This window comes from Candidatus Phyllobacterium onerii (assembly GCF_028331445.1).
GTDB lineage: Bacteria > Pseudomonadota > Alphaproteobacteria > Rhizobiales > Rhizobiaceae > Phyllobacterium > Phyllobacterium onerii.
On sequence record NZ_JAQMHX010000001.1, the window covers coordinates 969,128 to 982,944 of the forward strand.

At 56.5% G+C, this 13,817-nt stretch carries 15 protein-coding genes; 7 read left to right on the top strand and 8 right to left on the bottom strand.

What is annotated here, in order from left to right; translation table 11 throughout:
* The first annotated feature begins 42 nt into the window (after positions 1-42).
* The 6 genes from PHA01_RS04650 to PHA01_RS04675 all read left to right on the top strand — a co-directional run bounded on the left by PHA01_RS04650 (position 43) and on the right by PHA01_RS04675 (position 4,449).
* Positions 43-600, top strand: coding sequence for a ubiquinol-cytochrome C chaperone family protein (locus tag PHA01_RS04650; RefSeq protein WP_271893668.1), 558 nt, complete (start codon positions 43-45; stop codon positions 598-600).
* A 15-nt stretch (positions 601-615) separates the two neighbouring features.
* Positions 616-1,185: a YceD family protein gene (locus PHA01_RS04655; RefSeq protein WP_271893669.1), complete on the top strand. Its 570-nt coding sequence runs from the start codon at positions 616-618 to the stop codon at positions 1,183-1,185.
* 76 nt (positions 1,186-1,261) lie between these two features.
* Positions 1,262-2,347 (top strand): phosphate acyltransferase PlsX, encoded by a 1,086-nt coding sequence (gene plsX / locus PHA01_RS04660; RefSeq protein ID WP_271893670.1) that lies wholly within the window; start codon positions 1,262-1,264, stop codon positions 2,345-2,347.
* Positions 2,344-3,315 carry a beta-ketoacyl-ACP synthase III gene (locus PHA01_RS04665; protein ID WP_112551315.1) on the top strand — a complete coding sequence of 324 codons (972 nt, stop codon included), beginning with the start codon at positions 2,344-2,346 and terminating at the stop codon, positions 3,313-3,315. The genes plsX and PHA01_RS04665 overlap by 4 nt, the downstream gene beginning before the upstream one ends.
* Before the next feature lie 121 nt (positions 3,316-3,436).
* On the top strand, positions 3,437-3,757 hold the full coding sequence (locus PHA01_RS04670) for an integration host factor subunit alpha (protein ID WP_106716952.1): 321 nt from the start codon (positions 3,437-3,439) through the stop codon (positions 3,755-3,757).
* A 134-nt stretch (positions 3,758-3,891) separates the two neighbouring features.
* Entirely contained in the window at positions 3,892-4,449 is a 558-nt protein-coding gene (locus PHA01_RS04675; protein WP_112530843.1) for a MerR family transcriptional regulator, read from the top strand.
* 145 nt (positions 4,450-4,594) lie between these two features.
* Here PHA01_RS04675 and PHA01_RS04680 read toward each other — a convergent pair whose 3' ends face one another.
* From PHA01_RS04680 to PHA01_RS04705, 6 genes are all read right to left on the bottom strand, one after another.
* Entirely contained in the window at positions 4,595-4,906 is a 312-nt protein-coding gene (locus tag PHA01_RS04680) for a hypothetical protein (RefSeq protein WP_271893671.1), read from the bottom strand.
* Between the two features lie 17 nt (positions 4,907-4,923).
* Positions 4,924-5,175 (bottom strand): hypothetical protein, encoded by a 252-nt coding sequence (locus PHA01_RS04685; protein WP_271893674.1) that lies wholly within the window; start codon positions 5,173-5,175, stop codon positions 4,924-4,926.
* 57 nt (positions 5,176-5,232) lie between these two features.
* Positions 5,233-5,985 (bottom strand): membrane-anchored protein, encoded by a 753-nt coding sequence (locus PHA01_RS04690; protein ID WP_271893675.1) that lies wholly within the window; start codon positions 5,983-5,985, stop codon positions 5,233-5,235.
* A gap of 27 nt (positions 5,986-6,012) precedes the next feature.
* Positions 6,013-6,366: a hypothetical protein gene (locus PHA01_RS04695; RefSeq protein WP_271893677.1), complete on the bottom strand. Its 354-nt coding sequence runs from the start codon at positions 6,364-6,366 to the stop codon at positions 6,013-6,015.
* Between the two features lie 108 nt (positions 6,367-6,474).
* Positions 6,475-9,573 (bottom strand): autotransporter outer membrane beta-barrel domain-containing protein, encoded by a 3,099-nt coding sequence (locus PHA01_RS04700; protein ID WP_271893678.1) that lies wholly within the window; start codon positions 9,571-9,573, stop codon positions 6,475-6,477.
* Between the two features lie 246 nt (positions 9,574-9,819).
* On the bottom strand, positions 9,820-11,181 hold the full coding sequence (locus tag PHA01_RS04705) for a DUF1254 domain-containing protein (protein WP_417020915.1): 1,362 nt from the start codon (positions 11,179-11,181) through the stop codon (positions 9,820-9,822).
* Positions 11,182-11,435: 254 nt separating this feature from the next.
* On the opposite strand from PHA01_RS04705, the gene PHA01_RS04710 reads away from it, so the two are divergent.
* Complete coding sequence (locus PHA01_RS04710) at positions 11,436-11,957, top strand: GNAT family N-acetyltransferase (protein ID WP_271893679.1); 522 nt, start codon at positions 11,436-11,438, stop codon at positions 11,955-11,957.
* A 59-nt stretch (positions 11,958-12,016) separates the two neighbouring features.
* On the opposite strand, the gene PHA01_RS04715 is transcribed toward PHA01_RS04710, so the two are convergent.
* Complete coding sequence (locus PHA01_RS04715) at positions 12,017-12,589, bottom strand: NADPH-dependent FMN reductase (RefSeq protein ID WP_271893680.1); 573 nt, start codon at positions 12,587-12,589, stop codon at positions 12,017-12,019.
* 74 nt (positions 12,590-12,663) lie between these two features.
* Complete coding sequence (locus PHA01_RS04720) at positions 12,664-13,329, bottom strand: nitroreductase (RefSeq protein ID WP_271893682.1); 666 nt, start codon at positions 13,327-13,329, stop codon at positions 12,664-12,666.
* Positions 13,330-13,817: the final 488 nt, after the last annotated feature.

The window sequence follows — 13,817 nt, forward strand, 5'->3', positions numbered from 1 at the left end:
CGACTCGTGATGCATGGGAGACTCAAGTTAGGGCCTAACTACATGATTCTCAGTCTATTCAGCCGCAAGGCCAAAGCAAATGAGGCGATTACCATCGCCCTCTACGATGCGATCGTGGCAGCGGCGCGGCAGCCATGCTTTTATTCTGACCTGGAGGTACCGGATTCGCCGCTTGGCCGGTATGAAATGCTTTCCTTGCATGTTTATCTTTTTGTCAGGCGTATCAAGGGCAGGAGCCCTGCACTGAAAGCGATCGGTCAGGAAGTGACGGACGAATTTTTCAGGGATGTCGATCATTCCTTGCGCGAGCTAGGCATCGGGGATTCGGGTGTGCCCAAGCGCATGAAGAAACTGGCGCGGATGTTTTACGGCCGTATCGAATCCTACGACAAGGCGCTTGAAAGCAATGATCACCCGGCATTGATTGCAGCGCTTGCGCGCAATATCCGGCCAGACAGCGATAGCTGGTCAGGCGCAGCTGTGTTAGCAGATTATGTAGGGCGGGTGGTCCGGTTGCTGGAGAACCAGCCCGATGATGTGCTCGCAAGCGGGAAAGTGATATTTCCTGAGGCTGGTACTGTACAAGCGCCGCAAAGTTGAAAGGGGGGAAGCAACATGATTACCAGAAAAACCGACGGAGCCTTGAGCTTTCCTGTTTCCGTCAACCGCCTGCCGCAAAAGGGAGTCACCATAAAGATCGATGCCGATCAACGTGAGCGCGATGCATTGCGCGACTTTCACGAATTGGAGGATGTCAAATCGTTCAAGGCCGATCTGCAGATCGTGCCTTGGAAAAAGGACGGCATTCGCGTTCGGGGTACGGTAAAGGCAGAGATCGTCCAGTCATGCATCGTAACTTTGGAACCGATCGATGCGACCGTCAACGCGGAGATCGACACGCTTTTCGTGCCTGAAAATTCCCGACTTGCCCGTTTGCCGCTCGATGAGAATGGGGAACTCATCATCGACGCCGAGGGCCCCGATGCACCGGAGACGTTTTCCGGCGACAGGCTCGACGCAGGTGCTATCGCCGAGGAGTTTTTTGAGCTTGCGATCGATCCCTATCCACGCAAGCCCGGAATCGAGGATGCGCCGCCAGTCGTGGCGCGTTTTGGCGAAGATGACGAAACCGAAAAACCTGCCAATCCGTTCGCTGGTCTGAAGGATTGGAAACAGAAGACTTGATTGGTGCTATGTCCTCGGCATAAGTATTGCCGCCCGGATAGGCGCATCCGCACTGAACAGGACAGGACAATCGAGAGTGATCAGAATTTCCATTGATGCCATGGGCGGCGATTTCGGTCCATCGATCGTCATTCCCGGCATGGCAACGGCGCTGGAGCGCCATCCTGATATCAGGTTCGTGATTTTTGGACGAGAAGAAGAGGTCCAGCCGCACCTGGCAAAACATCAGGCATTGTCCAACGCCTCGACTTTCCACCATTGCGACGTGTCCGTGCGTATGGACGAGAAGCCGAGCCAGGCTTTGCGCAACGGCCGCTGGAAATCGTCCATGTGGCGTTCGATCGAGGCCGTAAAGACCGGCGAGGCAGATGTCTGCGTTTCCGCCGGCAACACCGGCGCGCTCATGGCGATGTCGAAGTTCTGCCTGCGTACGATGGCAAATGTCGAGCGGCCCGCCATCGCAGGCATATGGCCGACTTTGCGCGGCGAAAGCATTGTGCTCGATATAGGCGCGACGATCGGTGCCGATGCGCAGCAACTCGTCGACTACGCAGTGATGGGAGCCGCCATGGCGCGCTCCCTTTTTGACATCGAGCGTCCCACGATTGGCCTTCTGAATGTCGGCGTGGAAGAGATCAAGGGGCAGGATGACGTCAAGGACGCGGCTCGTATCCTGCGTGAAATTCCATTGCCCAGTCTTGAATATTACGGCTTCGTCGAGGGTGACGACATCGGCAAGGGCACGGTGGATGTCGTTGTCACCGAAGGATTCACCGGGAATATCGCGCTCAAGGCAGCAGAAGGTACAGCCAAGCAGTATACGCAGTATCTGCGCGAGGCCATGAGCCGCACGTTGATGGCGAAGATTGGATATATTTTTGCCAGGGGTGCATTCAACCGTCTGCGTGAGAAGCTTGACCCGCGCAAGACCAATGGCGGCGTGTTCCTCGGCCTTAATGGTGTCGTCATCAAGAGCCATGGTGGCACGGACGCGCTGGGCTTTGCCTCCGCCATCGATGTTGGTTATGACATGGCTCACAACAAGCTTCTCGACAAGATCGCTGCGGATCTCACGCATTTTCACAAGGGTCCGGTCGGCGTCGCCTTCAAAGACGAAGCCAACAACGACACAGAAGCCGAAATACAACAGGAAGTTAAATGATCAGATCAGTTGTTAAAGGTATAGGGGCGGCCAAGCCGGCACGCCTGGTCAAGAATGCTGATCTGGAAGGCATTGTCGAGACGAGTGACGAATGGATCGTCCAGCGCACAGGTATCCGTCAGCGTTATATCGCAGGTGAGGGCGAGACGACGGCTTCGCTCGGCGAGGCAGCGGCCCGGGCTGCGCTGGACAATGCCGGTCTCACGCCGGACGATATCGATCTGATCATCCTGGCTACTTCAACGCCGGACAACACATTTCCAGCGTCTGCGGTCGATATTCAGGCGCGTCTTGGCATGACGCATGGCTTTGCGTTCGACATGCAGGCGGTGTGCTCCGGCTTCGTCTATGCGATGACCACAGCCGATCTCTATATTCGCGGCGGCATGGCCAAACGCGTTCTGGTCATTGGATCGGAGACGTTTTCCCGTATCCTCGACTGGAAAGACCGCACGACATGCGTGTTGTTCGGCGATGGTGCGGGTGCTGTTGTTCTTGAAGCGGGTGAGGGCCGCGGCCTGACCTCCGATCGCGGCGTCCTCACTGCCAATCTGCGTTCCGATGGATCGCATAAACAGAAACTATATGTTGATGGCGGACCATCCACGACGCAGACGGTGGGGTATCTGCGGATGGAGGGTCGGGAGGTCTTCAAGCATGCCGTCGGCATGGTCACCGATGTGATCGAAGCGGCGTTTTCCGAGGCAGGAATTACTGCTGCGGATATCGATTGGTTCGTCCCGCACCAGGCCAACAAGCGCATCATCGACGCCACCGCGAAGAAGCTCGATCTGCCTGCCGGGAAGGTTGTCATCACCGTCGACCAACACGGAAATACATCAGCCGCTTCAGTACCCTTAGCTCTTGCGGCCGCTGTTGCCGATGGCCGGATCAAGCAGGGCGATCTCGTACTACTCGAAGCCATGGGTGGGGGGTTTACGTGGGGTGCAGTTCTGCTACGGTGGTAGCAGGCGGTTAAGCATTGAATTAGTTCACGAACTTTCTCAACACGCTTGCCCGATCCGGTTTCATTCTGTAACTTCCGCTGTCACCTGGTAGTTTTGCAACAAACGAGAGCTTTGAGATCGTATGGGGGGTAAGACCATTACGCGCGCTGATCTGGCTGAAGCGGTCTATCGCAAGGTAGGGCTTTCGCGAACTGAATCAGCTTCGCTTGTCGAGACAATTCTCGATGAAGTGTGTGACGCAATTGTTCGTGGCGAGACCGTCAAATTATCGTCTTTCGCCACGTTCCAGGTAAGAGATAAAAACGAACGCATTGGTCGCAATCCCAAGACGGGTGAAGAGGTTCCAATCCTGCCGCGCCGGGTAATGACGTTCAAGGCATCGAATGTGCTGAAGCAGCGAATTTTGCGCTCGCACCAGACGCGCAAGAAAAAAACAGCCTGAACATCGCTGAATTTGCGTTCTGCACGCTCCGGATGCAAGATTGCTGTGGTGTAGTTTAGCGCCGCGCTTGAAAAATGGTCGATAAACCGCTGAAATAGAGGTCGAATCAGAATTTCTCCTGAGAGGGTGAAATCATGGACAAGAGTCCCGACGCATTTAGAACCATCAGCGAAGTTGCAGAAGATCTCGATCTGCCCCAGCACGTCCTGCGGTTCTGGGAAACGCGCTTTACGCACATAAAACCCATGAAACGTGGCGGGGGTCGTCGATATTACCGCCCGCTGGACGTGGATCTGCTGAAGGGGATCCGCCATCTGCTCTACGATCAGGGCTATACGATCAAGGGTGTGCAGCGGCTTCTCAGGGAAAACGGCACGCAGTTCATCATAGCGCTCGGCAGCGGCGATACTGCAGCAGCCGAAGCGATCAGCCAGCAAAAGCAGGCCTCGGCCCGTCAGGAAGAAGCCCTTGCCGCCGAGCAGGACCGCGTCGACGCCGACGAGGAGGCCGCCGTCATGGGAACGTCGAAATCCGCGCCCCAAGGCAGACGTCTCTTCGGATTGATCAAGGGGGACGACGAGGGTCCGGTTGCTGCCGACGGCAAGCGGCTCTCCAAGGACAATCGTACACTTCTTCAGGAAACGCTGTTTGACCTGCTTGAATGCAAGCGTCTGCTTGATCAGGTCCGTTAAGCCAGCCAATAAAAAAGCCCAGCTTCTACCGGGGTAGAAGCTGGGACTCGGGGTTGGCTGTGGGGTTGCAGCCTAGCTGGTTGGGGGACCAGTTTTGTAGAAACGCGGATGTGTCGCAAAGGTTCCGCAAAAAATAAATTTTTTTCTAGCGAGCTAGCATGCCGATGATAACGCCGAGGCCAGCGATGATCATCAGCGTCGAAACCGAATTTTGCGTTGGCGTATTGGCAATTTTCTGAGCCCGATGACCCAGAGCACTGGCAGCGCGCGCACCGCGCTCCCTGATTTCATCGAAAGTCGAGCTTTCGTCGTCATCCGATAGATTATCGAGGAATTCGATACCGCGGTCGGACAGGGTTTTGCTAATCGCCGCCAGATCGCGCTTCAAATCGGCGATCTCACTGCGCAGTCTTTCCTTGTCCGTCTCGCCCTGCATGGCTTCGGTCATGTCGTCCATGGTAAATCATCCTTGTATCAACGGCGTGAGAAAAGCCCGAGTAGCAGGGCTGCAGCCGCAATGATCGCGACCGTCGCCACAGGATTCTCCTTGGCGGTATCGGCAGCGAAACGAGCCTGCCTTGATGCGGAACGCTTCATCTCGTCAAATCGTTCAGATCCCAAATCGGAAAGACTGGCCGAAATCTTGGAAATCTCTTTGCGCAGCGCCGCGATCTGCGCTTCGACGTCGCCCTGGATATCATCTGCATTTCTGGAAAACATTGCCATTTTGAAGCTCCTGTTCATTACAGGGCTATAACGGACCGTCAGCGCTTATGTTCCGCGCTATTGCGAGACAGCGGCGGAATTACTTCGTGCTTTGCCTTGCCAGAGCGGCAATCCTATCGACTTTGCTACTTCGGGGTCAGCCGTATAAACGGGATATCCCTGACGCAGCAGCGTCAACAATATTTCGCTGTCCATCTCGACGTGGAGGCGGGACAAATTTTCCTGGTTATAGACATGTCCGGTCGATTGCGGATTGATTCCGCTGATGATCACGGCTGTCGCGCCGTTCAATAGCGCGAAGAGTACTGCGATCACCCCGTTCGAGCATTTGGAGATTGCATCCAGTTCGAGCACCTTCAGCCCGCAGATTTTTTCCACCAGCGCAATGCGCTGATAGCGGTTGACGATCTGAACCCTGTCATAGTGATAGTCAAATGCTTGCAGGTGCTCGTTCAGGCTCGCCAGCCCCTTGCGCCACAACAGCACGTAAAGCATGCCCGTGCGCTCGCCCTTGAGCACGCGGCGAACCTCCACGGCGTTCGTGTTCGTGCCATCGAGCTGCCTGTACTGCATAAGCGTGACGTCGGGCACTTCTATGCCCCATTTCCGGGTCACTGCCTGGGAACCATTGATGGTGATCACACGAAATGTTTCGTCAAAATCGATGGGCTTATGAGAAACCGGAGCCGAGCCGACAACCACGACTGGTCCGGTAAAGGGAACGGGCAGCACTGGAGGCTTTGGGCGGCGCAGTATGTATTTGAGTCTCCGGAACAGGAGCAGCTTGGTTTCCGCAAACGAAGCGGTCATTCGGTAGTTCTCCAGTCCGAAACAATTCTACAACGGCCGAATACGGACCTTATATTGGCCGACTTTCGGTGACGTTCCGAAAATCTGCAGTTCTTCATCTTCAAACCGGAAAACGGATGACGCAAGCCTGAATTCCGTATGCACATTGACAGGGTTCAACTCACCTTTCTCGGTAAAGCGCACCACGGAAACCTCATCGTCGCGAAAGCTGATGTGGACGCGTGTGCGCTCGTCGACCGTCCTGTCGCTGCTGAACAGGATGTCGGCGTCAAAACGGCATCTGCCGCCCCGATCCCTGTTAATGCCGGAATAGTCCACAAAGTTCGCCAAGGCGTCGAGATTCGCATCCTGGTCGATATGGTCTGTTTCCGGCCGTTCCATTGTATTTCCTCAGAGGCGGAAGCCAAACGTCTTAAAGCCAGACGCAAATTCGTTAGGGGTGCAAAAGCGCCATTTGCAGCCTTTCATGGCGAATTTTCGTTCAGGCTTTTAGAACTTGAACGAAAGGTCGGCCCTAAAGCCATTGTCCAGTGCTTTACTGCCGAACTGACCGTTATAGGACAGACCAAGTGTCGCGCTATGCGTGATCTTGAGATCAAGACCGGCCTCGACTGCGAACGCGTCCTTGTCGATTGGCACGCCCGATATCGTAAAGGCGTCGCTCCCAACGAAGGCGAGGCGCGATTGCGGCGTTACATCGTCAAATGCATGGCGCCAGCCCAGCATGCCGCGCGCCGTCGCCGACATGCTTCCCATCGTGAAATCGGTGGACGCCCGCAGACCCAACGTGGTGAAAGTCGTGTCAGTCGTTTCGCTCGACGCGGATAGGGCCGCTGCGCCACCGGATTCGGAGAAGGAGTCGCTCCGGAAGTTAACGTAGGCGAGATTGGCGAAAGGTTCGAACGCCACGCGGCTGGTATCGATACGGTAGCCAAGTTCACCGAAGACCTGGGCTGTTCCGGCGTCATAGTCGGCGTTCAGATCCTCGGAAAAGCCCGGGAACTCCACCGAGCGATGTGTGTCGATATTGCTCCACGTATAGGCTGCACCGGCACGGAAGCCGAGATTGCCCCACTGCGAGCCGCCATAGATGCCGAGATGATAGTTGTCGCTGTCTCCGGAAGATGAGCGATCATCGACATCGAACGATGTGCGGCTATATCCGGCAAGCATACCAAGACGCCAGTTTTCCCAGACGAGTGCGTCGGCTCCAACGACAAAACCGCCAGTCGTGCGGTCAAGGGACGCGGCATTGCCGTCGCTGTCGGTCGAACCCCAATTGCCGAAACCTGTTCCCCATACGCCGAATTTGTCGGTTGTTGCTGGAGCGAGTTCAGGGCCGCCCTCGCCATAGGCCATAATCGGCAGAGCAGGGGTAGCCACGCCGCCAAAGGAACTCCGAACCCTGTTGATCGCAGCATCACGGATGAAACGGCTGTCCTCGATCAACGCTGTCTTCGTCGAAGCGTAAATCTCGCCCGACAATGAATCGAATGCTTCGCGTGCCGTGGCAGCATCGAGCACAAGAAGGCTGTTGTACAGAGCCAGCGAGCTGCCGCTTTGAACCAGAGTATCGAGAGCGCCAGCCGTCGCCAGCTGGTTACGCGTCTGCGCGACCGATACGAAAGGACCCTGGTTCGGTGGTGTTTGCTGGACTGCAATGGTCAAATCCACCGCATTGGCGGAGTTCAGAATCGTCGCGCTTAAAAATGCGGAGTTGCTCAGCACATTCGGATCGAATGCTCCGCTGACGCCGCCCTGTGCCGTCAAGATCCTGTAGACTTGTCCAGTCTGATAGCTGGTCTGCGGGTCGAGTGCCGTGACTGCGACCGAACCGCCCTGCAAGGTTGCAACGCCGGAAGCAGCGATCAGATCGGATGCACCCGAACCTGCGAGTTCGACACTGTAGATCGAACCGGCAGCAAGGGTTATGTCTCCGGCTACATTCAGTGTGCCGATTGAATTGCCTGGAGCAATTGTAGCACCGGAGGCCACAACCGTGTTGCCAACCGTACCGATACCGCCGAGCGTCCCACCGCTCAAAACATTGACGGCACCGATGGTACCGTTGACCGAAAGCGTTCCCTGATTGACGGTCGTGCCGCCGGTGTATGTGTTGATGCCGGAAAGCGTCAGGGTTCCTGTGCCGGTCTTGGTCAGCGACGCACCGGTGCCGCCATTGGTACCGCCGTCCTGGATCACGCCGGAATAGGTGGTCGACAGATTGTTCGAGCCGACGGTGAAATCAATGGAACCGAGCCGCAATTCGCCGCTGCCCTCGATGGAGCCAGCCGTATTCGCGGCAGCAACGCTTCGTGAAAAGTCGACGAAACCAGTGCCGATTGTAACCAGTTGTGCGTTGCCGCCGGTGCTGGTCGCTTCAAAGAATGTGCCGCCCCCGACGTCGTTAGTAATCCTGGCGCTGCCCGCGTTACTGGTATCGAGAAATTCCGTCCTGCCACCGTTTATGTTGGTGATCGATGCGCTACCCGCTGTGCTTGTGCTATCGAATGAAGTCGTCGAATTGTTCAGGGATCCGACGCCAGTGTTGGTAATGTTCGCACTGCCCGCCGAGGTGCCTGCTCCGACAAAAAGCACCTGGCTTCCAGTCTGGTTCAAAATTGTGGCCGAACCTGCCGTACTGTTGTCCAGAAAACGCACGATGCCCGTGTCGGAGTTCATTTCGATAAGGGAATTGCCGCCGGTCGCATTCTGCTGGAATATAATGGTTGCTGTTCCGGTTAAATGGGCATTGCCGGCCGTGCTGGTGTCCAGAAAGCTGACATCGCCACCCGGCAAAATAAAAGTAGCGTTGCCGGCAGTGCTGCTATCGCTGAATTCCGTAGCACTTGGGTCGTTGGCGCTTATGGCGTTGGTGATAGTTGCGTTACCGGCCGTGCTGTTGCCCGTGAAACTGGTGGTACCACCCTCACTATTGGTAATGTTTGCGCTCCCGGCCGAGCCATCGTTAACAAAAACTGTTCGACCGGTGGCGTCGTTGGTAATAACCAGCGATTGAGCATTGAAGCCGTTGGTCAACTGGAGTTCGGCAGAGGCACCCCCGAACGCATTCCCGACGCTCACAGCGCCTGTTCCGAGTGTACCAGTTCCCCTTGCTTCAAGTATTCCAGACAACACGGTCGTGCCGCCACTATAGGTATTGTTGCCCAGGAGAAAGAGTGTAGCGGTGCCATTCTGCGTTACGCCGCCAACACCACCAATGTTTGCAGATATCCCCAAGCCGCCCGACGACGTGTTCGTCAAGCCTCCACCAGCAGTGATAAAGTTTACGGTGCCGTTTTCCATTGAGTAGGTGGTGCCGCCGCTGACATTCCAACTGTCCAATGAGTAAGTGTTGCCACCAAGATTTACCGTAGAGCCGGCGCCAGCGAACACAGCGCTCTCTCCGGCAGCGTCCGGTACATCATTCGGCGTCCAGTTTGTCGCGGTGCCGTAGTCCTGCGTCGCCCCATTCCAAGTCTGCGCGTTCGCTTCGTCGAAAATCGAGAGGGAGACCGTGGCAGCCATGCCGAGAATCGAGACTACGGTCAGCGCAGTCGATGCGCGAAGAGCTTTGCGTAGAGTCATGCCAATACCTATCCCACCTTTTTTCGGACGCAGCTGTCGAGGATCCCCCCTCTGCCGTGCCGGCTTTTTAGAAAATGCATAAAACGGTCATTAGTCGTGCGAGTCAAAGCTCTACTATAAGTCGAAAGGTTTAGTTTTCGAATACAATCGGGCCGAGCATTCATCTTTGGGGAAAGGTGTTGCGGAATTGTTACTTAATGGCTGGGGCAGGCGACGACGCATCGCAAATCGGGGGATGTACCCTTGCTAGGTGGACCGCTTCATCGGCGGCTGCTTCCAGGTTCCATCAAGCGCTTCCTGCTTGGGCCAGTAGAGTCGCATCGCAATGATGAATGGCCCTTTGGGTGCAGGCAGCCAGTTCGGCTCCTTGTCTTTGCCCGGGCTCTCGTTCTGGATATAGAATGTCAGGCCGCCATCGGCGTCTTTTACGAATTGCGGCAGCATCGGCGAGTTGAGCAGATAGCGGTTGATCGGATTAGCGACGAGCAGGCTCTGCGGCAGGTCATACATGGTCAATGACCAGAAGGCGTGGACCGGCGGCAGTTCCCCCGCCGCGAAATGCACGGTGTACTTGTTGGCTCCATCGAGCTTCTTCCCATCGGCATCGATGGCATAGGCGGGATACATCGCTTCCTCTTTGGAATTGCCGTAAATGCCGAGCTTGGCGGCGGCCATGCGGTAAAGGTAGTTATTCTTCAGGTACGCGCGCGTACCGAACATCTCGCCGAATGTGACCTTGCCGACGTCAATCTGTTTGCGCAGGCCTTCAAGGTCTGCCCATGCATCGGCCATGCCTTGTTCAATGGCCGTTTTCATTTCCGGCGAGGTGACGTCGACGGTCTTGCCTGCCCCGACCCCAATCTTTGCGAAACGCGCCATGAGTTCTGTTTCGGACGGATCGGTCGGGCAGAATTGCAGCACGAAGTTCAGTATGTTGAAGAACTCCGGCGATGTCGTCTCGTCGCCGGGGGACAACGGCTTGATGAAATCAATGGCGGGTGCAGCAGCCGGCGCGGCCTCGCCGAGGAATTTGGATAGCGGCTCGGCTTTGTATTGGCCTTGAATTTTCTTGACGTTATCGAGGTCATCCGGACTGAAAAGCTGCGTACGATAGGCGGCAAGCAGAAGTTCCGTTTCCGAGCGGATGACTTCTTTCACGCCCTTGGGTGTCTCGCCCTTCCATCCTGGCCCCGCGATGAGATAGCTGCCGCCGTCATTGCCGGTCGCGCGACTGCCAATATAGGCGAAATCGAAGGTGTAGGCGTCGATGAACTGGATGCTGAAATACCGGTCCTTTTCAATAGGCGGTACGGTGAGCACCATGGGTTCGGCCCGCAAATCCATGCCGAGCATCGAATAGGGCGTATCGGAGTTGGGTGTCTGGATAGCCGTGTCCGCCGGCGTATAGACACGCGGTATGTTAACGAGGGTGTTCCAGGGCCCCTTGTATTCGGGGTTCTTGGTGTCGACGAAATAGGCATGCTCGATCCGGTAATTGTCTACCACCGGGAAACCATAGATATAGGCTTCCTTGGCGATGGCGCGCGCTTCCTCCGGGGAGATGGTGGTCTGGGCTAGTGCCGATGTGAAGCGTAAAGCCGGAATCAGGGCGATCCCGCAAGCGAAGCCTCGGCGTGTAATGTTTGTCACGAGCTTAATTCCCCCCGGGTTGATTTACGTCGCAAATTCTGCGGCGTTCAAATGCCCTTGCATTCAGGAGAACTCTCGTTGTGGCAAAGAACAAGTACGTAACTGTTAATTCACGGATCAAAAGGTTAAGCATGCGCGTTTAGAATTTGGCGCTACCTTCGAATGCAGATATTAAACTCAATTGCGAAACCAATCACGTAGCAAGCAAAACCATGATTGAAACAGACCGTCTGCTCTTGCGTCCGCTCGTCATCGGCGATTTTGAAAGCTACAAGACCGTGTGGGTGAACAAGCCTATGACGGAGGGGACACCCGGTCAGCCCCAGCTGAGCGAGGAAGAAATCTGGTACCGGTTGCTGCGTTGGATCGGACACTGGGCGACGTTTGACTTCGGGCCATTTGCCATTGTCGATCGCATATCTGGTGCTGTGATCGGCGAGGTGGGTCTGGCGCACTTTCATCGAGGCCACGGCGCGTCTTACGATGGTGTACCTGAGGCCATGTGGCGGGTGGAGTATTCCCGGAACGGTCGAGGTATAGCAACCGAGGCGATGCAAGCCGTATTTGTCTGGTTCGACTCGAGGAAAATTTCAACCCGGACCGTTTGCATGATCGATACGTGGAACGATACGTCCAAAAGCGTCGCCGCACGCCTGGACTTCAAAATGTTCAAAGCCACGACTTATCGCGGCAATCCTGTGGAACTATTCGAGAGAGTGTCCGATCCCGACTGACCGGCCGGTTGAAACAGATACGGAGCGACTCCACCTCCAGGATGTTGCGTAGGCTGGCTCTAGGCATCTTTCGGCAGCACTGAGCGAACCCTTGCAACGAAGACATGGAAGTCCTGCATGAAAGTGCGAAGGAAATCGGCGGTTGTGTCGTTCGTGACCTCGCCGTCATCGGTGATCAGCCCCGGTGTGAACTGGATATAGGCTTCCGGGGCATTCATCTGTGGAGAGTTGCAGAAACTAAGCACGCTTCGCAAATTCTGCTGGGCGACTGCTGTGCCTATCGCGCCCGGCGACGTGCCGATCACCGCTGACGGCTTGCGTGTGAACGAGTTGGTGCCATAGGGGCGGCTCGCCCAGTCGATTGCGTTTTTTAGTCCGCCGGGTATGGATCGATTGTATTCGGGCGTGACGAACAGCACGGCGTCGACGGCTGCGATTGCCGCCTTGAATGCCTTGCCAGCCGGAGGGTAGTCGGCGTCATAGTCGTAGCTGTAGAGCGGCAGGTCCTTGAAGGATATCTCCGACATTTCAAGTTCCGGCGGGGCGAGCCGCACCAACGCGTTGGCGAGCTTGCGATTGATCGAGCCCTTGGCGAGGCTGCCGATGAAATAGCCTACTTTGTGCGTGGTCATGGCGTTCTCCAATATCTCGCATGATAAAGGACGTATCATACGCAAGAATCATAGAAGGGGCTCTTGTCCAGTAACTAATCGCCGACGAAAGTGACCGTCTCGGTGAGCGGGGCACGGCCCGTACGCGGGGAACTTACCGCGGGGTCCTCGTACCCGATCGACATGCCGCAGAAGAGGATGAGCTCGTCCGGGGGCGACAAGGCCTCCGCGACCGTCTCGCGAACCTGCGACCACGCCATCTGCGTGCAACTGTGCAGTCCTTCGGCGCGGAGCAGCAGCATGATGGTCTGCAGATACATGCCGACGTCGGCCCATTGGGGACGGCCCAGGTCGCGGTCGATGTAGCAGAACAGGGCGACGGGCGCGCCGAAACAGTTCCAGTTGGCGATGGCAGCCCGCTGGCGCGCCTCCCAGTCCTCGCGCGCAATGCCGAGCGCGCTGTAGCGCTCCTTGCCGAAGGCGGATCGGCGCTCCCCGTAGGGGGACTTCAGCTCGGCCGGGTACATCTTGTACTGCCGCTTGTCCCAGGGGTCGCCGTGGGCCACGCGCTCGATGGCGCACGTCTTGAGCTCGGCCAGCGGCGCGCCGGTCATGACGTAGGTGTTCCACGGCTGGATGTTCGACCCGGACGGCGCCCAGGCTGCGGCGGACAGCACGCGCTCAAGCACCTCCCTCGACACAGGCTCGTCTTTGAATCCGCGCACCGCCCGTCGGCTTGTGACTGCTTCATATACGTCCATGATCGGCTCCATACTGCTCGCCATTTCTTTCGATCTGCCGGCGTATGAGGTACGGTCCCTGTTCATGGTCGTCTCCTCCCGACTGTTCCGCTTGTGATGTGGTTCATTATCTCCATTCGCAGTGGAGACGTAATCACACCGTGGTCTAGGAGACGTACATCCAACGTATATGGGAATCGATGCGTCCGAGGCATGTGGGCGAGGGTCAAGGCCAATGGTCTCACCGCATAACAAGTTAAAAATAAAGTGGAAATCCCGTAAACTGGTGTAAATTACCCGCGCTGGTTGTGATGGCATGCCAAACTCTGCAACCCGCCATCTGGGGGAGGATTGGGGGCGATGTGCCTTCTGTTCTCCCTCTTTGTTTCGAGTGGAGGGGAAGTGTGATTGGACCCATGGGCGCGGGTGGGCGACACTGTTGCTGCTGCCTGAACTCAACTACCCCAATGCCCATTGGCAGCAATAGGCCGGAGCCGACGAAGCATTTC

Bases quoted from the DNA above. Each gene is read 5' to 3' on its own strand.
- PHA01_RS04650 (WP_271893668.1), top strand. From the start codon at position 43: ATGATTCTCAGTCTATTCAGCCGCAAGGCCAAAGCAAATGAGGCGATT.
- PHA01_RS04655 (WP_271893669.1), top strand. From the start codon at position 616: ATGATTACCAGAAAAACCGACGGAGCCTTGAGCTTTCCTGTTTCCGTC.
- PHA01_RS04665 (WP_112551315.1), top strand. From the start codon at position 2,344: ATGATCAGATCAGTTGTTAAAGGTATAGGGGCGGCCAAGCCGGCACGC.
- PHA01_RS04670 (WP_106716952.1), top strand. From the start codon at position 3,437: ATGGGGGGTAAGACCATTACGCGCGCTGATCTGGCTGAAGCGGTCTAT.
- PHA01_RS04675 (WP_112530843.1), top strand. From the start codon at position 3,892: ATGGACAAGAGTCCCGACGCATTTAGAACCATCAGCGAAGTTGCAGAA.
- PHA01_RS04680 (WP_271893671.1), bottom strand. From the start codon at position 4,906: ATGGACGACATGACCGAAGCCATGCAGGGCGAGACGGACAAGGAAAGA.
- PHA01_RS04685 (WP_271893674.1), bottom strand. From the start codon at position 5,175: ATGGCAATGTTTTCCAGAAATGCAGATGATATCCAGGGCGACGTCGAA.
- PHA01_RS04690 (WP_271893675.1), bottom strand. From the start codon at position 5,985: ATGACCGCTTCGTTTGCGGAAACCAAGCTGCTCCTGTTCCGGAGACTC.
- PHA01_RS04695 (WP_271893677.1), bottom strand. From the start codon at position 6,366: ATGGAACGGCCGGAAACAGACCATATCGACCAGGATGCGAATCTCGAC.
- PHA01_RS04700 (WP_271893678.1), bottom strand. From the start codon at position 9,573: ATGACTCTACGCAAAGCTCTTCGCGCATCGACTGCGCTGACCGTAGTC.
- PHA01_RS04710 (WP_271893679.1), top strand. From the start codon at position 11,436: ATGATTGAAACAGACCGTCTGCTCTTGCGTCCGCTCGTCATCGGCGAT.
- PHA01_RS04715 (WP_271893680.1), bottom strand. From the start codon at position 12,589: ATGACCACGCACAAAGTAGGCTATTTCATCGGCAGCCTCGCCAAGGGC.
- PHA01_RS04720 (WP_271893682.1), bottom strand. From the start codon at position 13,329: ATGGACGTATATGAAGCAGTCACAAGCCGACGGGCGGTGCGCGGATTC.